Source organism: Candidatus Nitrososphaera evergladensis SR1 (genome assembly GCF_000730285.1).
Lineage (GTDB): Archaea > Thermoproteota > Nitrososphaeria > Nitrososphaerales > Nitrososphaeraceae > Nitrososphaera > Nitrososphaera evergladensis.
The window spans coordinates 2,820,652-2,841,861 of the sequence record NZ_CP007174.1; the positions used below are offsets into that span (position 1 = coordinate 2,820,652).

At 45.1% G+C, this 21,210-nt stretch carries 22 protein-coding genes; 10 read left to right on the forward strand and 12 right to left on the reverse strand.

Annotation, left to right across the window (positions count from 1 at the left end; translation table 11 throughout):
- Positions 1-4: 4 nt before the first annotated feature.
- The 4 genes from NTE_RS15475 to NTE_RS15485 are packed head-to-tail and all read left to right on the forward strand — an operon-like array spanning position 5 to position 1,686.
- Positions 5-364: a hypothetical protein gene (locus NTE_RS15475; protein WP_148701844.1), complete on the forward strand. Its 360-nt coding sequence runs from the start codon at positions 5-7 to the stop codon at positions 362-364.
- Between the two features lie 3 nt (positions 365-367).
- Positions 368-1,348, forward strand: coding sequence for a discoidin domain-containing protein (locus tag NTE_RS15480; RefSeq protein ID WP_148701845.1), 981 nt, complete (start codon positions 368-370; stop codon positions 1,346-1,348).
- Positions 1,349-1,351: 3 nt separating this feature from the next.
- Positions 1,352-1,498, forward strand: coding sequence for a hypothetical protein (locus tag NTE_RS16845; RefSeq protein ID WP_158385669.1), 147 nt, complete (start codon positions 1,352-1,354; stop codon positions 1,496-1,498).
- 5 nt (positions 1,499-1,503) lie between these two features.
- Entirely contained in the window at positions 1,504-1,686 is a 183-nt protein-coding gene (locus NTE_RS15485; RefSeq protein WP_148701846.1) for a hypothetical protein, read from the forward strand.
- Between the two features lie 74 nt (positions 1,687-1,760).
- Here the strand turns inward: NTE_RS15485 and NTE_RS15490 are convergent, their stop codons facing one another.
- From NTE_RS15490 to NTE_RS17465, 4 genes are all read right to left on the reverse strand, one after another.
- On the reverse strand, positions 1,761-2,057 hold the full coding sequence (locus NTE_RS15490) for an outer membrane family protein (RefSeq protein ID WP_148701847.1): 297 nt from the start codon (positions 2,055-2,057) through the stop codon (positions 1,761-1,763).
- Between the two features lie 217 nt (positions 2,058-2,274).
- Complete coding sequence (locus NTE_RS15495) at positions 2,275-2,793, reverse strand: DUF2524 family protein (protein ID WP_148701848.1); 519 nt, start codon at positions 2,791-2,793, stop codon at positions 2,275-2,277.
- A 521-nt stretch (positions 2,794-3,314) separates the two neighbouring features.
- Complete coding sequence (locus NTE_RS15500; RefSeq protein WP_148701849.1) at positions 3,315-3,767, reverse strand: hemerythrin domain-containing protein; 453 nt, start codon at positions 3,765-3,767, stop codon at positions 3,315-3,317.
- 20 nt (positions 3,768-3,787) lie between these two features.
- Positions 3,788-4,327 (reverse strand): 4Fe-4S dicluster domain-containing protein, encoded by a 540-nt coding sequence (locus NTE_RS17465; protein ID WP_148701850.1) that lies wholly within the window; start codon positions 4,325-4,327, stop codon positions 3,788-3,790.
- 277 nt (positions 4,328-4,604) lie between these two features.
- Here NTE_RS17465 and NTE_RS15510 point away from each other — a divergent pair, with 277 nt between their 5' ends.
- Together NTE_RS15510 and NTE_RS15515 are read left to right on the forward strand one after the other, a co-directional pair.
- The gene (locus tag NTE_RS15510; RefSeq protein ID WP_148701851.1) at positions 4,605-5,033 is read left to right on the forward strand and encodes a hemerythrin domain-containing protein; all 429 of its coding nucleotides are present in this window, start codon (positions 4,605-4,607) and stop codon (positions 5,031-5,033) included.
- A gap of 138 nt (positions 5,034-5,171) precedes the next feature.
- Positions 5,172-5,516 carry a DUF488 domain-containing protein gene (locus tag NTE_RS15515; RefSeq protein WP_148701852.1) on the forward strand — a complete coding sequence of 115 codons (345 nt, stop codon included), beginning with the start codon at positions 5,172-5,174 and terminating at the stop codon, positions 5,514-5,516.
- 55 nt (positions 5,517-5,571) lie between these two features.
- Here NTE_RS15515 and NTE_RS15520 read toward each other — a convergent pair whose 3' ends face one another.
- Together NTE_RS15520 and NTE_RS15525 are read right to left on the reverse strand one after the other, a co-directional pair.
- The gene (locus tag NTE_RS15520; RefSeq protein WP_148701853.1) at positions 5,572-5,976 is read right to left on the reverse strand and encodes a hypothetical protein; all 405 of its coding nucleotides are present in this window, start codon (positions 5,974-5,976) and stop codon (positions 5,572-5,574) included.
- Positions 5,977-6,112: 136 nt separating this feature from the next.
- Positions 6,113-6,349 carry a hypothetical protein gene (locus NTE_RS15525; RefSeq protein WP_148701854.1) on the reverse strand — a complete coding sequence of 79 codons (237 nt, stop codon included), beginning with the start codon at positions 6,347-6,349 and terminating at the stop codon, positions 6,113-6,115.
- A gap of 459 nt (positions 6,350-6,808) precedes the next feature.
- On the opposite strand from NTE_RS15525, the gene NTE_RS15530 reads away from it, so the two are divergent.
- The gene (locus tag NTE_RS15530) at positions 6,809-7,303 is read left to right on the forward strand and encodes a hypothetical protein (protein WP_148701855.1); all 495 of its coding nucleotides are present in this window, start codon (positions 6,809-6,811) and stop codon (positions 7,301-7,303) included.
- Between the two features lie 180 nt (positions 7,304-7,483).
- Positions 7,484-7,825: a hypothetical protein gene (locus tag NTE_RS15535; protein ID WP_264357952.1), complete on the forward strand. Its 342-nt coding sequence runs from the start codon at positions 7,484-7,486 to the stop codon at positions 7,823-7,825.
- 94 nt (positions 7,826-7,919) lie between these two features.
- On the opposite strand, the gene NTE_RS15540 is transcribed toward NTE_RS15535, so the two are convergent.
- Both NTE_RS15540 and NTE_RS15545 read right to left on the reverse strand, forming a co-directional pair.
- On the reverse strand, positions 7,920-8,138 hold the full coding sequence (locus NTE_RS15540) for a hypothetical protein (RefSeq protein WP_148701857.1): 219 nt from the start codon (positions 8,136-8,138) through the stop codon (positions 7,920-7,922).
- Between the two features lie 768 nt (positions 8,139-8,906).
- A complete protein-coding gene (locus NTE_RS15545) occupies positions 8,907-9,305 on the reverse strand; it encodes a hypothetical protein (protein WP_148701858.1) in 399 nt (132 codons plus the stop codon).
- A gap of 427 nt (positions 9,306-9,732) precedes the next feature.
- On the opposite strand from NTE_RS15545, the gene NTE_RS15550 reads away from it, so the two are divergent.
- On the forward strand, positions 9,733-11,466 hold the full coding sequence (locus NTE_RS15550) for a hypothetical protein (protein WP_148701859.1): 1,734 nt from the start codon (positions 9,733-9,735) through the stop codon (positions 11,464-11,466).
- Positions 11,467-11,736: 270 nt separating this feature from the next.
- Here NTE_RS15550 and NTE_RS15555 read toward each other — a convergent pair whose 3' ends face one another.
- Together NTE_RS15555 and NTE_RS15560 are read right to left on the reverse strand one after the other, a co-directional pair.
- Complete coding sequence (locus tag NTE_RS15555) at positions 11,737-12,885, reverse strand: LpqB family beta-propeller domain-containing protein (protein WP_158385671.1); 1,149 nt, start codon at positions 12,883-12,885, stop codon at positions 11,737-11,739.
- Positions 12,886-13,117: 232 nt separating this feature from the next.
- Entirely contained in the window at positions 13,118-14,311 is a 1,194-nt protein-coding gene (locus tag NTE_RS15560) for a hypothetical protein (RefSeq protein WP_148701861.1), read from the reverse strand.
- A 211-nt stretch (positions 14,312-14,522) separates the two neighbouring features.
- On the opposite strand from NTE_RS15560, the gene NTE_RS16850 reads away from it, so the two are divergent.
- On the forward strand, positions 14,523-14,681 hold the full coding sequence (locus NTE_RS16850) for a hypothetical protein (protein ID WP_158385673.1): 159 nt from the start codon (positions 14,523-14,525) through the stop codon (positions 14,679-14,681).
- Positions 14,682-15,018: 337 nt separating this feature from the next.
- On the opposite strand, the gene NTE_RS15565 is transcribed toward NTE_RS16850, so the two are convergent.
- Together NTE_RS15565 and NTE_RS15570 are read right to left on the reverse strand one after the other, a co-directional pair.
- Entirely contained in the window at positions 15,019-15,648 is a 630-nt protein-coding gene (locus NTE_RS15565; protein WP_148701862.1) for a hypothetical protein, read from the reverse strand.
- Between the two features lie 472 nt (positions 15,649-16,120).
- A complete protein-coding gene (locus tag NTE_RS15570) occupies positions 16,121-21,157 on the reverse strand; it encodes a hypothetical protein (RefSeq protein ID WP_148701863.1) in 5,037 nt (1,678 codons plus the stop codon).
- Positions 21,158-21,210: the final 53 nt, after the last annotated feature.

Below are 21,210 nucleotides of genomic sequence, written 5' to 3' on the forward strand. Positions count from 1 at the left end.
CAAGATGCGAGTAGTCACAGAATCGACAAAGTTCTTGACGGTGCTCATCCCTGCAGGGCAAACAGGCGTTTTTCAGCCTACAACGCCGCTGGCCTTGAAGTCCGTCGTGCGCATAAGGCAGGTTGGCATTTCTGCACCGACCCACGATGCAACGACAATAATCACCGTCAGGGCAGGCCAGCACAACCTTATCGACCAATACCCCGACCTTCAGTCCTTCGAGACTGCACCCCACAGCGGCCCCGAAAGTGCGCCCGAAATAGGCCAGAGCGACGAAATTACTGCAAGCGTCAAGGTTGCAAACGCCTACCTAGCCAACACGACGGTCGTCATTGCCGTCTCTTATTGGGTGGTGCTGCCTTAGGATATGTGGGGCGGCCTTTCAGAGCAGCAAATCGCAGACATCGTAGAGAAACAAGTCGGCGTGAACAAGGTCAAAATGCCCTCTCCCGTTGTTGGCGACTACCAAAGCCCTGTTCTGGCAGTGGCAACGAGCGACACAATAGCAACCACGCCGGTGACGTGGTCGGCGACTTCGACATCATCGCACTCACTACGTAGCGGCTCGTACACCCGTGCAGGCATGAGGATAACCGACGCCACGAAAAGAGGGCTGTATCTGCTTTCTGCAACGTTCTATATGGGGAAGGCTCTAAACCCGACCGGCAATGTTGTCGCCACACTAAGAAAGACTAGCGACGACAGCATCATAGCATCATCGACCCCTATTGATGCAACCACTATCAACTCAAACGAGAACCCAGTAACCTTCACGTTTAACCGCGCACTGACGCCTAACGAAGACTTTAGAATCAGCGTCGAGTATTCTGGCGGCGATGCGTCTAATTTTCTGTCAGTGTTCGGGAATTTTGGCTCTAGCCAGTATTCTGGCGGGATGTGGTCGCTGTATGCTGGTTCATGGGGCGACGATGGTATTGGCAGAGACTTGCGCGGGAGCATGACTCTCTCCGCGGAGGCGTATGTCCTTGATGGAAACACCGCAACGGCGTGGAATTCCAACAGCCAGACAAACCCCTTCATCTATCTCGACATGGGGTCGAGCAAACTGATATCGGGCGTGCGCATCTACTGGCCGACATCGAACAGGCCGACAAATTATGTTATTGAAACTTCAATCGACACCTTGACATGGACTCCGGTATTGACCCTGAACTCGCAGCCTGCGGCTAATGCATGGACTGAATATGCCTTTAACACCGTTGTGGCAAGATACTTCCGTGTGCGTGACCTTGACGCTGGCAGTGTGGTAATGTCGATTGCTGAGATTCAGTATTATGTCAAGACGACTGACCAGGTGCTTTCGACGCACGGGCATGGAGATGTCTGAAAGATGGCGCGCAAAATAGTGGAAGATGCAAGGGCAAAGGCGGCCGATGTCAAGGCCAGACAGAGGGGCAAGCAGACGCCCGCAGCACTGGAAGAACGTATTGCAGCCTTGGAAGACACCATTGAAATGCTGCTTCACATGGTAGAGTAGAGAGCATGGAACCAGAACTTTTGACCATTGCGGGGCAGTTTGGCCTTGGCGGATTCGGCCTCTACCTGCTCTTTCGCATCTTCCAAATACAGCAGAAAACCTTCTCGTGCCACCTGACAGACTTGCACAAGGACAACGTGCGCACCCATAACCTGCTTGAAGACCTGCTGCGAGCGCTGCGCAAATGAGCACCTACCCCGCAAACTGCGGCGCCTTCGGCGCCGTGACGCCAGCCTTCTTTTGTTCTTTCAAAAAAAAGTCTTCATGCGCCCCGCAGCGCACTTTGGTATCTTTTAATTGAAAACGTGTGCTTGTAAAGATACTTTAAGTGTGCTTCCAGAATGTACTGTCTTGCCACCTGCGTATCGAGTCCTTCCTTTGTGAATACTTCAATGGTGTATGGTATGCCGTCTTCATCCTTGTCTGAATTTGCTGCTTCCCTTTGAAGAAAGTCATTTAACAGCGCGGGATCAACTTTTGGCAGCACCTTCCGGTAGGCTTCTCGCAGCTTTGCAAATTGGTTTCTTACTTCACCTACATTGACAAGTTCCGTGGTCATACAATTGCATTGTAATATTCATCTTTTAAGTACCGAGTTTTCAGTGTCATGCACTGCACACGTACATGCACAAGATGGATATAGGCAATTGACGATCGTTTTGCTAGGTTGACCTAATTACAGCCGGTGTTCCGATGTATTTTCAAAAAAAATAGAAATCAGAGCAGGGTGGGCACATAGAAAAGCGCACCGCCCCGATATTTCCGCTCTTACTTGCTCAAGATAGTTGCCGAAGGTTGTTCACTATCGGGCTTTGTGCAACGTCTTCTGCCAGATTAATGGGTGCTTTTCTCTCCATCAGAGTCTTGAGCGCTTCAACTCCACCCTGTGCTTTTGCTATGAGGGTTGCCTGCTGTGGGTTGGCTGTTTGTGAGAGAGATTGAAGCTGGTTTTGAGCCTTTGCAATCATATTCATGGCATCTGTGTATGCCGTCTGATTTACCACTGTAGGTACTCCCCCTCCTGTGTTATTGCCCGTGGTTGGCGGAGCCTGTGTTAGGAGGTCAAGGTCTATGTATTTTGCACCTATCCCGGTTGCGTATGATTTCAGTGCAGATATTACTGTATTCTCTATTTCCTTTGCTTTTGATTTGATGTCGGCTGTTGGCGCTTGGGCCCATGCTTTTGCACTTATTGCAGAAGACGATGCCCCCAACAACAATACTGCCATTGCAAATATGGCAGAAAGGAGTATCGTCTTTTTAGACCTCGTACTTTTGCTTGTACTTGACATCATCACATATTGGGATCATCAGAAAGAATTAAGAGAATCGCATGGTCTATACCTAATTATTTTATTAGAGAAGAATACTGCTTTCTTTCCGTGCACGAGATATGTACAATTCCATGCTAGAATTTTATTGATTCATACTTATACCAAGATGTTTAGAATGTGCGTCCTACATTCGCACTTACTTTCTCAAGACTTCTTTTTAAACTGCCGTATTGAGTGATGCAGTTCGTTGTGTCGTTTGTAATATCAGGAAGACGGAGTTTCGCACGCACTTTGTTGTATACCTTGATTGTTTGCTCTGTGGTCTCTGCGGTCTGCTTGATGATGGGATTGCACATGTCGGATATTATGTAACGAGCATTCGAGCGTAACTGGTCGGATTTTCTTTCCCATATTGTTTTGACTACTAATTTTGAGCTTCAAACATGCAAGATAATAAACAATCTAACACTTTGAGGACGGGGAGGGGAGGCAGATATACTTGTTCTTAGCCGTTCCTAGTTCGGTCTGAATGGGAGACTATCCTATGAAATTTTTAGCCTTTCCTTCAGATACTCGCCAACCAGAATACTCGCGGGATATAGAACCTCTTCTTCGTTCTTGGCATGCAACATCAACTTTTCTGCAAACGCAGCATATTCTGCCTTACCCTCCTTATTTGCAACATCCAACAGATTTTTCAGAGAAGCGACAATCGCTTTATGTTCTTCAAGCATATGCAGAAGGTCTGCCTTCAATTTGTCGGTCATCGGTATTACATCTTTCATATCTGACGTAACTCTCCCTTCAGCCAGTGCGGACAACAGCCCTAGTGGCGGCATGGCATACTCTTCCTCCTTCATAAAATGAAGATGGAGGGCTTCTGCTACTGCCTTTGCGGCTTCTCCCACTTTGCCGCCAGCTCCGATGGCTTTCTTCAGTTCTGCATGAAGCTCTTCGTGCTCGTGTTTCAGCGATTCTGGAATCTCAAACTGCATATACAGATGTCACACATCGCCTAATGCGCGTGTGGAGGCGGCGCGCTCCCCTTTGCTAACGCTTCATTGAACGTCCCAGCTGCCTTTTCATGGAACTCTAGGTTCGACTGATCTACTTTGATTGCCTGTGTGGGGCACACCGACACACAGGCCATGCACCATATGCAGTCGTGCTCCCTTATTGGGTCTGACTTGTCTGTATAGTCCTTGCGGCCGTCCCTTGAATGGTCTTCTCCTGAACCCGCGCTAGTTGCATTCTGCATTTCTATTCCCGGCACATCCTGTTCGCTTCTATACCACTGATAGACTTGAACTGGACATGCTTCAATGCAAGCACCGTCGGCTATGCAAGAGTCCCAGTCAAGGGCAACCATCGTGCCGTGCACGCCGAGTGGAACGAGCTGCTCGCCCCTAGCCTCGTAGGCTTTTCTTACCTCTTCATTTTCTGCCGCTTCTGCTTCTCTCCCCGGCCCCCATACGAAATGGAAATGCGCACCGTCTGCATGCTGGTGTTTGCCTATAACCTGATGGTTCTTTGGAAAGTCCGCGTCAATTGGCATAGAGGTTATAAGCTTAAAATCGCTAATAAGAGATGCGTTTGCGCTTAATTGCAAGGTACTCCTAATTCTTTTATCTCGTTCCAATGCATAATTAGAGAGCGGCTTTTGCAATGACTTCTTTGAGCGGACAATGCAAGCATAAAGGAGAAACTGTTCGCGACAAAGTGACACTAAAGGTCTTTCAGGCAAACCGCATTGCAGGTGAAAGAAGTTCTGAAACGATGTCAACAAATAAACAAGATGAGGAGTACACAAAAGAAGAGGGTGAGAGAGTGACTTGAGTTACAGAATCAACTTTGATGAGCCAATACCCGACCTGATAGAGAGGTTGAAAAGGGAACACCGCCAACTTGAGTCCAAGCTTGCTGCAGTAGAGTCTGCTGACACCGTTAACGAGCAGTCGATAAGAATATTGGAGGAGTTGAGCGAGCCCATTATACGCCATGCTGTAGAGGAAGAAGCGAGGGTTCTGCGCGTCATTATGCACGAAGCAAAAGAACAGTCGCGAGAATCTATCAAAATCGCACAAGAGCACAACTGGATTGCAGATTTCATCAAGAAAACAATCCCAAAGCTGTCATCGATGCCCCAACAGCAAGCAAAGCAGGAGGTAACGCAATTTATCTTGGATCTAAGGCAGCACTTCTCGGAGGAAGAGGAAATAATGTTTCCACTTGCCCTAAAGGCGAGCTCGGTGAAGAAATAATAATAATGAGTATTATTGTTGTTATGTAATTGAACTTGAGGGTCTCTTTGAATCCTGATCCCGGTACTTATATGGGAATTTGGGATGTTATTATCAGAGGTATCAATCACGACCCTTGAAATACAAAGAATCTATGATATGAAGAAGCACGCCGCCAGAGAAGAAGAGGAAAGAAGTTTCAAGATATTTGTAGATAGGCTTTGGGCCAGAGGCATAAGAAAGGAGGACATCACCGTAGACTTGTGGTTAAAGGACATAGCACCAAGCGATAGCCTCCGGAAGTGGTTTGGGCATGACCCCCGCAAGTGGAATGAATTCAAGAAGCGATATTTCAAAGAGCTAGATGGCAAGAAAGAGCCAGTTGAGTTGATTCTGCAAAGGTTGCGTTCTGGCACTCCTGTATTATTGCTTTATGGCGCCAAGGATGAGAAATTCAACAACGCAGTGGCGCTCAAGGAATATCTGCTTAGGCAGGCAGAGTAGATGCAATACTACTCTGCTTGTGTGTATAACAACACAGGTTGTGTGTCATCGTTGATTATGTAGTGCGAAACAGTCTGCACATACCATTTCTACTCATTTCTTTTATCCATTCTATTTGATCCTTGTTGGTTATCTTGCTGCCATCTATCACTGTCTTTTTGGCATTCGATAGTTTGTTTCCTGCGATAATTTCTTCCCGTATTACTGAAGAGCCATCGCGTGAAAGATATGCTATGATGCTAAAAAAGTTCTTTCTGTTGCCGTAAATGTTGACGAGATCATAACTAGTTACGATTTGTTCACCATTGGCACCTTGGTTGGTGGATACCTCCTTGAATATCAGCCTAGACTTGGCCGGAGTCTCTGACTGTTCTATCTCTTTGAGCAACGATTCGTTCTTTTTCCAAAATGGCAAGAGGTTAAAGTTGTCTAATTGTTGAGAAGAAATGCCTGATTCCATACAATTGCTCCTACTGTGAATTTGTGAATAGAACTTTAAACAGTTTCATACTTAGAATCTTCAGCATTACCTAGGGCGGATGCAGCAGTCTACAAGTGCGGGCGGTTTGGATAGTCTCTGGCATTTTTTACAGAACTCATTTTAGTACTTCTTCAAACTTTGAAATCAAGTTCTTGACCACGTCATATTCTATTCTCTGTTCTGACAGGCTCTCTATCGGACAAGCATCTGATGAAAATCTCAGGATTGCAATTATTGTCTTGATTTCCTCATCTGCAAGTTCAACAAGGTGGGAAATATGATCTACTCCTAACAACTTCACAATATCCTTTCCTCCATAAATAAAGGCAATAGCAATTATATTTTGGTTCAATGTGCATCCATGTTCACAACTGCATGCACAGGTGTGTCGGGGTGAGGGACATATTGGCCACCCCGCCCTCTGAGCGATAGGAGAGAGGGCAGGGTAGACCTAATCTCGTCGGTGCGTGGGGGTACATGCTGCGTAACTTGCTCAAGCGCAAAATGCGGTTATGCGCCTGACAGAGGTCAGTTAGATTGCGGCGTTATTATAAATTTCGATAGTTAACGCACCTATTTTTGCATGAAGTTAGCCCCGGTAGATAATTATTTGTAATTCTTCGGTACATAATTTTCCCTTGCGATGGCCAGGGCTATGCGAGGTAGTAGTATTATTCTTTTACTGCAATCTTCTCTTTTTTGTGGTTGGCATCGGGCATCATCCATATGGACAGTTATTGAGCCAATCTAACTAATACACGAGCAGAGGCTTGCTTGGCAAATACTGACAAGAAAAGAGACTCTACCTGTTGTGGCACATGCATGGAAGAAAAGAGGCGTCGGGCGTACGGTAGCCAGCTTTTTTTACCACCCGAGCAAGTCAGACCGCATTAAATATACCCCGTGTACAGACGTCCGCCTAGGTGGCATCTTTGAGCACAAGGATGTCTATCTCGTGGATATGCACGGGGATGGCAACATACACGGACACATCGACCTAATCAAAGCATACAGGATAAAGCATGTTGTGATGGCCGATTCTCAATATCGGAAGAACGAGTATAAAATGACGAAGGATGTCATGACACTACCGGGCAAGCTAGAAAATGAACTTGCCAGATTCGGTTGGTTCAGGGCGGTTAAGCCTTCTGCTTCTCCGGAGAAGGTCTATGAATTTGTTATGAAGAAGATGAAGGAAAAGGCGACAGGGGAGAAGATCAGGACATCAAATCTTGGAAAAGTATTCGAAGTCGTATTAGAAAAAGTGGGAGAAGAGCCGGAAAGAGTGTGGAATCAATTCTTGTAGCTTCGAATCCTTTCTAGCAGGTGAGGGAATCTCGTAACCCAAACTCCTGTGATGATGGCTTTCGTAAGAAACATTGCCGTTTTATTGCCAGTTTATGATATCCCTGTAATCATCCTCTAGATTATTGTTATATAATGGCGCGAGTCTTGCCACTGCCAGTGGGGGAGGGGTGCTTGGAGTATAGTAGATTCTGACATTTTGGCAGAGGAAATACTACACAGACTGGAGGAGATATTTAGTCGGCAAATTTTCAATGCAATCTGTGAAAAAATAACCGAGGACTTTTTTGGAAACGAAATGGATTTGCGCACGGCAATAGTAGCAAGACCCGACCTCTTTGAGCGCGCTTTCCATTCCATATTTGGAAACACGGGATTCAGGATTCTTGAGCCCGTTTATGATGAATTGCATAAAGAGTTTGGACTTGATAAGGACCTAACCTATTTGGGTAGAGGGGACTTTGCCAAGTTCATGGGAATGAAAAGTGTCAATTCAAACACTCCACGTCTGGCAAGCGTTTAGCTTTTGCCTTTCAACTTGTCTTTATGCCATTCCCTCTCGTGGGCCAGACATTCGCTCTCATAGAAAAAAGTCAGATTGCAGAAGTCGCATTTTATCAATGGCCTCTTGGCAGACTTCCCACTTTTGCCATTATTGTCACCCTGAGGAAAGATCGAAGAAAGTCTCCGGTTTCTCTGTGCATTGATTCTAGCGGTCTCCATTCATATGGTGCGGCGGAATGTCTGAATCCCTCCTTCCAGGCTGATATCCATTTTTCAAGCATGAAGGGAAATTCGATATGCTGTCCGTCAGGCTCGAGAATCTCATCTGCCAATTTTACGTAATCTGCGGATTCGTTGGTGGATGCCCGAAATCCAATCTTGTCGGCAGCCAGCCTGATTGCAAACTCGGTCTCTTTTGCGTTAGACCAGAGCTGGATCTTTATTATATAATATTGCTCTATTCTGCCATAATACGGCTATCCCCCCTATTCAAGGATTTCTGAAATTTCTTCATGTTTTGGTCTAAACGGGTCACCGGCATTTCTATAGTGCTGGTGGAAATACAACTGATTGCTAAGCTTGGTAGAAACGCAGATCATCGTCAAAATCAGCCGACTCCCCACCAGAGCTATTATTCTCGTGTTCTGCGCACCGAGCGGGATCCGTTCTTGCGCTGACTACTGTCCTCGTCTTTCTGACTCTGTGCGACTTGTTCTTTAGGTCTCTCTCTGCGTGTGTCTATGTCGAACTGACGCTGACTAGTCTACAGTGAGACAGTCTCTAGACCTGTCGTCTAATTGCGCCTGCGAGGCGTGGTTGGTCCTATTTTTTGCTGCCGCGATCCAGGATATGCTAGCGAGGATATGTTAGCATATTTTTCGCCCACTTGGCGGTGTTGCAAAGCATGTCCGTCCTAACGCAGGTGTGCACACAATCTTCCCATGCCTACTTCAGGCCGTGGGAGAGGAGGAGACTAGTTGTCTACTCCAAGGTTGAATACAAGGGAGCCTGACGCATGCATGCGTGGACTTTTCTTCTAAAGATATTCGGAAGATACTATGGGCAGACAGACTCGCTCAGGAGACGACTCGTGTTTTATTTTATTGTAATCCAACTACTTCAGTTCCTCTTTTTTCTTGAGAAACCTCTACTTTTTCTTTGCCTTTTTCCGCCGCCGCTGCCTTCTTTTTTTCTGGTTGTTGATTTTTTTCGGTGCCGGCTTCTTCTGCCGCTGCTCTTTCCTCTCCCGCAGTCCGGATATCATTTGTGGTAGTAGCAATTATGCCACTGATGACATCTTGGCAGTATTTCTTGATGTCATCGCGAGAACTTACTGCCATGACTTCATTCAGGACGTTCACTGCAGGTGGGGTTCCGACCTTTCCAAGTTCCTGGATTGCTTTCTTTTGGGTTTCAGTGTCTTTGCCCCACTTTGCATCCTGCCTCAGTTCCCAAAGCCTCTGTTCTTCTGGTGATGATGATGAAGGAGATGACGACATGTGATTAACTAAATGTCGTTTCATTCTAAAAGAGCTTCGGAGGTTTTTTCTCCCTCTAGAAGCGCTATTATCATCACGACTCGCGACCTAACTTGTACTATCTGACACGAGCTCATCATCCAAAACATAGCATATGAACACGCTTCGTAGTTACGACACTAGCAGCCATCAAAATCAGCATTTGATAATTCTAAATTGTTTTATGTTGTTTTGTAACACCATGGTAAATGGCTTCTGCCGCTTACACCTAGGTACGATGGTTAGTCACAAAGTTGTATACGTGATCTACGCTGTTTGTGCTCTGCGCTTACATTAGTTTCGCTCCAGGTTATGGAGGTTAGAGCTCGTTTCATATGCCGCTTACCGCAGTTTCGGTATCATTATACCACAACTTTATATAAATAACTGTGGTCATATGATACCGAAATTGAATCCTTCTTCAATAGCATTGCTCCGGGCACTCAAAGAGGGGCTGTCAAACCTTAAAGAAATAAGGAAGGCTGTTGGAGTGCAGGAATGGCAGTTCAACGAAACGGTTAAGGCTCTAATAAGCCAAGATTACATTGAAAAGAAAGGTTCGGTTCTTGCTTTCAAGCAAAATCCCAAGACGATATTATTCCGAGACGTATCAAGTCAATATAACATCGAAAAACTCTTGCGTTATTCCAACGAGCAGGTTCTAGTTCATCTTGTAGACGGACCCGTTTCTGCCAAGGATATTCAACGCTCCACAAAATTGGGAATAGCGACAATTCATAGGTCAATATCCGACCTTAAATCAATAGGAGCTATCCATAAACAAGAAGAAGGAGGAGATAAAATAAGCATAAAGAGAGACAACGAAGACAAACTCTATCTCTTTGCCCGGCTCCTAAAGACAGAAAATGAAAGGAAGAAAATTGAACCTTATGCTGAAGTAATCTATCGAAACCATTCTGTCACGATAAAGAAAGTCCCCACAGGAAAAATTGCCGATGGCGAGTTAACTGGTTTCTCCTTATTTTCTGAATATGGGATAGAGTATCACACTGCACATGATTACTATGTCAAGCAGACATCTCCGCTTACTCTCCAAGACGTGTTACTCCATTCAATCATTACAGCCGCCAAAAATAGCGATAGAAACGCTATGAGCGTGGCGATGTTGTTTTATCTCAAGAATCGAAGCAGGTTCGACCCCCTGGCCATTAGAGCAGCTGCCAGAGGTTATGGGATGTCCAAAGTCTGGCTTGATGTTGAAAGTTTTATCAGAAATGGACCGTTAAGGAATCCAAGCCTGTTTCCTTCAAGAAAGGACTTTGAAGAGAAAGCACGTCTATATGATACCTCTTCGGATGAATATGACCTTCCTAAAGCATATCCGCAATTATTCCAAGAAATAGGTGATAAGGCTCCTTTCAAAATCTCGGCCTATTTAATAGGTGGAGAAAATATGCGCATAAAGGGACTGAAGGATAAGACAAAGGATTGCGACATCGTAACCCTTGATACTAAAACCTTCACTGCAGTTGTAAAAGTGCTAAAGGAAATGGGTTACAGGTCCATCAACGAATCAAACCTTTCAGAAGATGACAAGAGGCTCAACGCAGGCGATATTTTGATACACTCTGAAAGAAGCAGTAGGATGGATGTCTTTAATCGAAATATTGGAAGGAATCAGTTGTATTTGTCGGAACGTATGGTAAAACGTGCAAAGATGGAATCCTTCAAAAAACTTGACCTTGGAATCTTGGATGATTCTGACATCTTTTTGTTAAAGAGTATAGCTGGTCGAACCGGCGACATCGATGACATGCTCAAGATTGTAAACGAGGGCCAACTTGATTGGAACATTGTATGGGATGAAATGGTTAAACAGGAAGACGAAACAAACGCAAATCTTTCAGGTTTGCTGCTAGAAGCAATTGAGGATTTAAAGGAAAGGAAGGGAATCGAGCCACCTTTTTATAAAAAGTTGATCAGACGAGTGCTTGACAGAAATATTTACTGGCAGGTTAGAAAGGGCAAAAACACCCTGAGAGAGATAGTTGACCTCCTTCAAGGAGCGGATATCTCTGAAAAGACTATTAGACATAGAATAGATTACTTGGAAAAGAAGGGTTACCTAAAAAAATTAAGAAAACGAAATAACGAAGTAATCCTGGAAATACGAAACGCTTGATTTTTTTGAAAACCCTCAAGCCTTGACAACTTCTGTAAGGTGTTGTTAACTATTCGTCGGCTGAAAGATCGTCTCAATAAAATGCTAGCCTATGGTAAGTTAACAGTATCGCGCTCTGTGACCTGGGCCCCGTGTACACGCGTTACTGGCAGGGCGTGGTCCATGTCGTGGAGAATTTCTCCTAGCCAGCCCGAGGGCTTGATCGTGCTCATTTATTGCAATATATTGCAAACCGCTTAAAGCATTTTGCGAAAAAATCTCAACATATCGCTAAACTTGTTTTCCAGTATACTTGGTTATGAAGGCTTTTCCCAAGAAGATACTTGTGCCTAACATTACTACCACCGCCATTAAGGCAGCCCCTGTTGCAAAATCTGGCATGGCGCTATCGATCTGCAGCATATAGATTCCTGATTCTCCTTGCAAGTCTTTATTGTTGGCGGCTAGTCCGAAAATCACGGATTTACCATCACCACCTGTAATCGCTGCCCCTACCGCGTTAAAGCTTGAATTACTGTAAACGGGTGTATTTATTGTACCATCGATTGAAATCAGCCTAATTTCTGAGGCTGGCAGTGTTTTGGGCGAGTATGTGGTCACAATAAATTCGTTATTTGGACTCCACCGCGGGTCATGATACGCGGCTGGAAGATTCTCATTGTTGTTAGTTGAGTTACCTAGGATTCTTGTTTTTCCTGTTTTGATATCGAGCACTTTCAGAAAGGAAGCATAGACATTTTCTTGACTAGAGGTGATAAAGGCTACCTTTGTACCATCCGAACTTACATCGATGTCTCCAACAGGTTCAGGGGAATTATAGACTTGTTTGGAGTTGGTGCCATTCTTTGAAGAAATCCAGATCGTATCTGAATTTGAAGACGCGTTGCCACCTGAGTAGAGAATAGTACCGTTTGGCACCCAATCTGCGGAGCGAACAGTAGGAATGTTGAGCGATACTTCTGCGAGAGTGTTTTTCTCTAAATTGTACTCAAAAAGTCCCTGTTTTGTTTCATCGCTAATGCTACTTGCATACGTAGCGACGAACAGAATCTCGCTGCCATCAGGAGATATGCGAGGGTTAAACATATTAGAAAAGGATGTCGTCAGCGAAAGCTCGATGAGCCTCGGATTCCCATAAGCAGATTCATTGCTACTTGAATTAGAAAGGGTTATCGCCCATAATGAGCTCTTTTTTGCGGCGTCCCCACTATTCGACGCAAAAATGATTGTCTTGCTATCTGGACTGATGTCAAGAACGGTTGCAGCTTGCGTGGTGTTGCTAATTTCAAAAGTAGTTACTTTTGTCAGCTTGGAACTATCGTGTAGATCCTTAGATGTGGCTGATGCGTTCCCATTTGAGGTCTCTGCCGCTTGAATAACCTTGATATCTGGCAGCGATATAACTATGAGGAGTATCATTATCGATAATGCCAAGACAACTTGAGTCCATCGCATATTTTGCATACTAATGGAACCAAGTTGGCTTGACCTCAAATAGTATTTTACTCTTATGCAGAAGAACTTCAAACTTTGGCCGTATATCTTTAGGATGCATTACTGGAAACCAAAATCTTGACGACAAATCCAAATGCAGATTTTATAAAAATCACGATTGACTTCATTATCAAAAAAAGAAAAGGAGGGGAGGAAGTTATGGGCAACCTGGGATGTAATTCGCCATGTTATAGTTGCTCCATGTGACCGTGCCACCGGTTACGAGACTTCCGGACATAACTGGCGGAGGAGTGGTGTGCGGGTAGGTATAGAAGGTGGTGCATTGCTGATCATATTGCTGATCTGATGGCCAATGGTAGTAGTTGACGCCATCAGAATAATCAGAGTACGCTTGCAAGTCAGCTGAGAATCTAGCGTTCCAGCTAGTTGATGATGGAGGGTTCCAATTCTCCATCCACACTGATGTATTTGCGCTGCCTGCCTGTATAAGATACGACTTCATACCTGTTCTTGAAGGACTCATTGCAGTCACGCCAGTGTTAACATCAAACGCTATCATTCTCCATGATGTAGAGGGAGTGCTATAAGCGTGTATTCTGAAGGTATAGTAATGCCCCGGGGTGTACGTAAGGCCAATATTGGTTGGGACACATTGGGTGAGCGTGTCAGCATACACAACGCGAGCGCCACCAACAGATGGATAATCGAATCCTACCTGAGCAAAGTAGCCATTGTACACATTAGAAGGCAGACAGCTGTTGCCGCTTGCCTGATACTCATCTGCATTTAGTAGGAAGTCTACTTGTCCGTCCATGCTTGCAGCCGATGGGGTGTAGGTCGGAACGCCATTTTGTGTGCTCATGAACATTTCTACAGGATTGGTAGTACCCTTGTAATCATCAGATGAATAACTAGGGCTTGATGCAGCAGATAGTATTGATTCCGTTCCATCTTCATTTACTCTTGGTGCAAGTTTGGTTATTGCATATTGCTCAACATTCGTTATTTTGCCCGTATTCATATCGATTGTCACGTTGATTCCTGTCTCGTTTGCCACATTGATATGGACTATTGGATACCATTTGACCGGCGATTCGCGCGTGTTGCCGATGAACCCTATTCCGTCAAAGTTGTATGACTTTCCGCTCGCAGCTTGCTGTACTTCGTTATTTGCTAGTGCAATGGCTTCCGCCTTTGTTTCTTGCGCTGCTGTTAGAGTCGGAGGGTTTGCTATAATTTGTGGGTCGATATCGGTCCTTGGATCGATAGGCAGCGATGGCTTTGACTCAATCGCTGAGGCCTGGCGCAGAGGGAGGCTGCCAATTGTCCCCATGAAAAAAATGAAAGCTAGGCCGATGGCAAACAGTTTGGTCTTCGATGACGTTGCCATAAATTTCTCAGATAAGATAATTCACTAAATAAATAGCGTAACTTAGTTTCATAATATTAATATTCGCCAACTGTAGTAATAAACGGGACAGAATAGACTAAGAGAAGAAAACCAAAAATCGTTGTATTTTCTTCGCCACACAATTGGCATGATGGAAAACCGTCTACTGCAGGAAATACAACCTGAAATCAAGACCCTCCCTTAGAACTTTATGAGCCTGCCTTTGCTGCACTTTTTGCCGTACAGCACAGGGCCGCGCTTTTTCAACTCCAACCTGCAATTCGTGAAAAAGTGGTTTGACGTCGACTATATCGACTATGGTATAACTTGGCGACGACGCCAGAAATGTGCAACAGAGCGGGCAGGCTAAAACGATAATGACAAGTGTCAGGTATCTTCCATCGTCGCCTCTGTTAAGCCTCACACTTCATCGACTCAGGATATCTTCACTCTACTCCTCTGTCATTCGATTTTGGTCGGACGAGTCGCGCTTTAGCTTCAAGAATCCGACCTGACCTTGATAGGTTCACGTTCAAGAATCTGCATATATGTGGTTGTAAAATGAACCGGATCTTCGATTGAGAACTATCTGATGACTGCCAAATTAGCTAACCTCGATCTCTATAATTTGACTAACCGCTATTTAACTACCGACAATGAGAACTGGAGCTACCTAGCCTTTAGATTTTCAGCAGCCTCAAACCAGACTATCCAAACCAGTTTGCAGGTGTTCGCTCTACCTTGAGAGTATAATAGCAGTATTCTTCAAAAGTAGCATCAGCCAAGTTTGCGTGAGAACATCTGTATTTGATATTGGTTTCTCTAACAGCAGCATCATTGTTGCTGCTGTCTTTTCCACCCGCTGCTTTGAAGGATATCTTGCCGCTATCCCTTAGATATTCATACTCGTCAATTGACATACCTGTTGTATATCTCGTAGCAGATGGGATATCGCATAATACAAGCTGCCGTGCGGGGCAATCTTGAGTAGCGCGGTCATACTTGATCGTGACTTCTCTGATTGCCCGAGCTAGTACTGGGGTGTGGTCAACAGTCTTTTGAGATATTTCCATGAACGGCATCGTAGTCGAGATTTGATTGGGAGGAATCTGTCTTAGCGTAAGTTGTGCATAATTTACGTAGAAGTAATAATACAGAAATAAAGCAGTCGTCGCTATCGCGGCAAGAGTTGCGGTAACTATTACCTTTCTTCGTGTTTTAACTAAATACATGTCTTTTAATATGAAGAAAGAAAGAAAAAAATATTCTGGTGTTTTTCTCCTATGGTTGCGGTGCTGCTGGGCATATTGGGAACGCATGATGGAAGAATATGTCATGCACGCTTGAGGCATGGGTATCTGAGTCAATTATTACGTTGGTTCCATAGTCGTGCCCATAAGTCCCTGACTGTATGGTCGTGCCTCCGCCGGGAAGGATTTTGAATTAAGTGCACCAGTTGCGTGTGTGAACGATACGACCCATGACTGAGTTGATACGTCATACGATATCCTCAGTCTCATTTGATTCGATGCTGAGTCACAAGGCGAGCCCACAGTGTACTGCTGTTGGGTTATGAAGCCTGTAGAGGTTGTCTTTCTTGCGTAGAAGCTCCATCCTGTAGAAGACAACATGCCATGACTCACGGAAAATCGTGCGGTTAATCAACTGCTAAGAGACCTTTTCGTGTTCACGGTTATAGTTGTACGTATGTGGGCTAGAAAGATGTCAGAGTTGAAAAATTGCAGATATTACAATTTTTCCGTCCTATAAATAAGTCATTTATACAAATTATGTAAACTCAGGTCCAATTCAAGGCCATCTTCTGCCAAAGAGCGAGAAATTGCCAGTTTTTGTAATAATAATGCTTATAGCTATAGAGATAGCCGCAATAATGCCGGCAATGTTGTTGAGACCAAACTCCGGCACTGGGGCATCATAATTCACCGTAAAATTGCGCGTCTTGGATGCGATAGAGTTGTCAGGCGTTCCATCTGCAAATGTTGCGGTCGCCGTCCATTGCCCGGTCTCAGTTGGATAAAATGGCTGTGACACTAAAGTATCATCATTCATTGTCGGAGAAGCAGATTCTGTTTTCCTTATTTTGCCGTCTGGTCCGCTCCAGTGGATGATGATTGTCTTTGATGCCAAGTTATCATTTGTCTTGGCGATTGCGATCAAAGGTTGGCCAAGAGTTACGGAGACAGCTGCAGAGGTTGTGTCAGCATTCTCGATATTTGTGAGAGAATTTGTGATCAAGGAATGGCCGTTGCTCGTCAGCTGCAAGTCGTAAGATGTTTTGCCTATTGCGACTACCTTATCATCATAGTCGCCATCCATCGGCACCGAGGCATAGCTTACAATGCTTCTGTGAGTTACATGCAAAGAATACGTGCTCCCTTCAACAAGGGGTTGGGAAGGCACAAAGTCGATTTCGCGGGTCAGCAATTTGCCATCAGGGGCATTGACCGTGCTAACAGGGATTGTAATCCCATTCAGCCCTGCGACGGTTATTGTCGTATTTTCCACATTGTTTGCCAATATATATTTGTCAAACTGCACTCTTATCGACGAGGAATTTGTATTCTTGCTGGTACCTCCATCCACATGAGCCAAGGCAGAGACTGCGATAACCGATGGTGCAGCAAGTGATACCATTCCTATATTAACATCGTATCTAGGTGGAGGCTCATGAATTATTTCACTTGATGCCTGCTGGTATCCGGGTTTTTGATAGGTTATCTTCCAATCGCCTTCTGGGACATCCCATGCATAGTGCCCATCCGAATCAACAGTTTCAGGGTTTATTTGACCGAATTCTTGGGCATCCCACACATGCCATTGCTTGGTTTTCGGATCCTGCTCAAGAATTGTGGCTGTGACGTTTTGTAACCTATTTGAGGGGACTGCTTCGTAAACAAAGCCGCTGGGATCAAACAAGTAGGTGGGATCGACTTCGTCGCAGATCGCCCAGCAGATACCAGCAGCAAGAACAGCGCCAATGCCAAATGCCGTTCCAAGTGCGCCAAGAAAAGAAATAGTGGAGTAAGCAGCCAGTAGACCAGCCATCCCAAGCTGAGCTCCAACAATAGTGCCGATTACTCCCGCAAGGGCACCACGTGTTATTCCGTTAGGATGTGCAACTATTTGTCCTTGAAGTATTGCTGTTCCTAGGTAATTTACTGACTGTAAATTCCCGACAGATTTCGCTTGCATACCCGAATCCTCCGGGGCAAGGGCAAAGTCTACCAGTGTTCCATGCAATTCTTCATCAACAGATACATCAAGAAAGTCGGTTTTTGTCGAGCCGCTCTCTTCGGAAGAGAAGGCGCCGTCAGGTACAAAGACTTCACCCTTAATTGCCAGACCCCCGTTAACATCTGTCTGGACTATGGAAATTGGGAAGATTGGATGCTGCGTGGATATTGCTTCTTTGATTTCTGCAATTGTTGGAGTATGCTTGACATTCTTGGTGGCATGAGATGCAAATTTGTAGACGGTGCCATCTTCTAGGGATACTCTGCCTGAAAAGTCAGTTTCGTTGTTATCCTGGATCGTGAGCTTTCCAGGCGAAGGCCCAGCCGGGGGTGGAATCTGAATAGGAAGCGTCGGGATCCGTACCTTTGAGATGTTGTCTGGCGGTACGAGCTTGTATACCACATCAACATTTCCAAGCGACTTGTTGTCCGAAGGAACGATTGTCGCCCGGTAAACTCCATCGCTGCCCAGGGTAGCATTTCCCATGCCTCCACCCGTACCGTCAAGAAAAACCTTTACGTCACTAACTCGCTCGGGATGGTCAAAGCGAAGTTCAAAATTATAGGGATACTGCCAGACTGAAAGATATGGAAAGCGTGCAACGCCCAGCTCTGGATTTACGCATACGCGGTTGTTCAAGTCTTGCTGCATGCATACCTCGATTAGTTTTGGAGATGTGCTATCAAATATTACAGTAGCATCGCGTGAATGCAGAATTTTTGATGAAGAATTGATGATGATGCCATTAGCATGTAAAACGTGCACGGCAGGGTCACCGCTATCGGGCAGCGTAACATTCATCCTCCAGAATCCGCCCTGTGAAACATCGGTTTGACCAAGCAAAGTATTTCCATCGTACAGTTCTATTTTGCCTCCAGCGGGACCTTGGCCTGATACCATTGTACCTCGTTGGGTCAGCTGGTGGGGAATATCAATACTGAGTTGGGGCACCGGTATGTGTAAGGAACCTATCACTTCCTGTCGTTTCTGAATCCCGCCGTCGGATTCCAACGAGTCATATTGCAGGAAGGCACTAATGTTAAGCCCATCCTTGTCAAAGTCATCATTCAGCCTGATCTTGTACGTGGCAGTGCCAGCTAATGAGGTGCCATTTACAACACCATCAAGTGGAATTTGGTAGAATGCTCCTCCGTCATAATTTGCGGCAGCTTGTTTTCCATTCAACACAATGCTCTTGTCTACCAATGTTGTGTTAGCAGGAACTTCTAATAGCAGAACAGGAGTATTTTTCATTCCTTGTGTGATTATGCTGTTGAATGAAACATGCAACGTAATTGTATTTCCAGGCGCTGCTGTTGCAGGGGTGCTGGCAATGGCATTTCCTTCATTTCGCACAACGCTTCTTTCGCGGAGTAGCTTTACATCGCCAACAAGTGCGCTCTTGTCATTGTCAACCATCGTCGTGATTTGGGCAAAATGGTTGCTGGGATTTATACTACCATGCGAGCTCACATCGGTATCGTTATACGTGCTGTATATGTCCAACTGGTACAGGCCCGCCTTAGGGACAGATACATCAATTATCTGAGAGTTGTTCCAAAAGCTAGAAATCCACTCCCGGCGGCCGTCATTATTCAATGAATAAAGGTACGCGTTCCAGCTGGAAACAGGATCGGCTGTAACAGCATCAATTACTCGCCCCTCTATCCGCCCACCCTCTTGCAAATAGAAACTGGCAGCTATGCTCTGAGTATCGTTCAGCACCATACTTCTACAGCTTTCTGGCAGGCGGAACGTAGCATATGGGCGAACACATTCTTCTATCTTATCCCCCAGAACTCCGCGAAAAGAAATTAGCCCGTCAGATCTAGGATAATGATGATTACCAAATTCATCTGTCAGTTCCGCCGTAAAAAAGTTCTCCGATGAAGGATTTACGGGTCCTACCCACCCTGATCCAACGTACTTTGAGTAGACGTTCGTAGTAACGTTATGGATGGGCATGAGCTCTGCGGTTAGATCCACCTTGACAGGGCTGTCTGCTTTATTCAAATCTAGACTCTTGTCATTGACAATGTAACTTGCATTGGAGCCCTTGATTGTAACGAGTCCTTGCAGCAGCGTGAAATTATAATGACCTGCATTATCAGTCGTAGAGGAGTAGAACCAATTCCTGCTGTCAACTTTTTCTGATGCCGTTATGGTCATCCCATCAATGGGTCTGCCGCCAACGTCTGTGACCGTACCAGCTACAGACTCTCTTTTCAGGGCATCGAGATGGATTATTTGGTTATTCCGACCTCGAGTTAGCGTGATAATTGTCTCATTCCTATTTGGGGCATGATAGAGGATGCTTCCCATTTCGATGCTGGCATTTACCTTATGAGCAGGGATCCAAGAGATCGATACGCTGCCATTTTCGTCCACCTTCTTTGTATCTATGTACTGACCCGTAGTAGCATCATTAAATGAAATAGATGGGCCCTTTATGCTGTTTCCATTTTCATCTTGCAATCGCACAGTAAGATTTGCCACAGGATTTGCATAGCCAAAGTCGATGTTTTGGATTGGCCCAGTCAAGCTGCCAAGATTACCAAATTCATAAATTCCACTGGCAATTGTCCGCGTAGTGTTATCAATCTGTACATCATTTACCGGCTGCGTCCTAGTCATGCCTTCCGGTTCGCTGGATGATTCAGAAACCAATTCTGCAGTTGGTGAGAGAAAAGCCTGGTACGTTCCATCGCTAAGGGTTTGAATGCGATATTCTGTAAATGGATGCAGGTAACTAATGTTAATACCGACGTCAGAAATGCCGGGTTCTCCAGAATCCCTTTTGCCATTACCATTCAGGTCCTCATACACCATACCCGTAACTAGAATCGCAGAGTCCTTAATAGAAGCAAATCCAAAATCGATATTTTTTCCGCTTATCTGCTGAACGTCATTGTAAAGGAAACTGCTTGTCAGGGTGCTGCTGTTGTTGTTATTATTATCCCAAGACGGGTTATGCACATCTCCCCCTTCAGTTTCAAAGTAGCCTTCAGGTACTGCCGTTTGAATACCAATCAAGGTAGAGGTGCTTGGAAGGAACGTCCGATATGAGCCGTCCTCACCCGTTTTCAGAGTTTCACCGTGTTCTTGAGAGCTAGTCCCATTAGGCCGATACGATACTTGTATTGAAGCTCCGGATATTCCCGAGTCGTCAAGATCTCTCTTTCCATTGGCATTCTTGTCATTGTACAACGTCCCAGAAAGCAGGACGGTCGGGTTGCCGCTTTGAATGCCACCACTGCCTGCGTCCGCAGTATCTTCAGTGCTTGAAGTTGATGTAGTAGAGTTATTGCTTCTGCTATCTGCATACGCGACTCCAAGCGGAATTGACAAACTAATGGATGATTGTTGTTCTGCGGAGTTGTTGTTATTGCTACTTGATTGCATGGCATGCAAGGATAAAGATTGAAAGATATTTGCGGCATTAATGCTTTGTAAAGATTCAAGATGCGAAATGCTCTTGCTGATAAGAAGAGGGTTTGCATACATGATGGAAAACAAGAGTAAAGTACTTAGGATTATTGCGGATACAGACATGGCGACATTTTCATCCCGTAGATAGGGTATTTCTCCCACACAATTCTGTCAAAATGGGCCTAGCGTTATAAACCTTATTCGAAAAATACCTT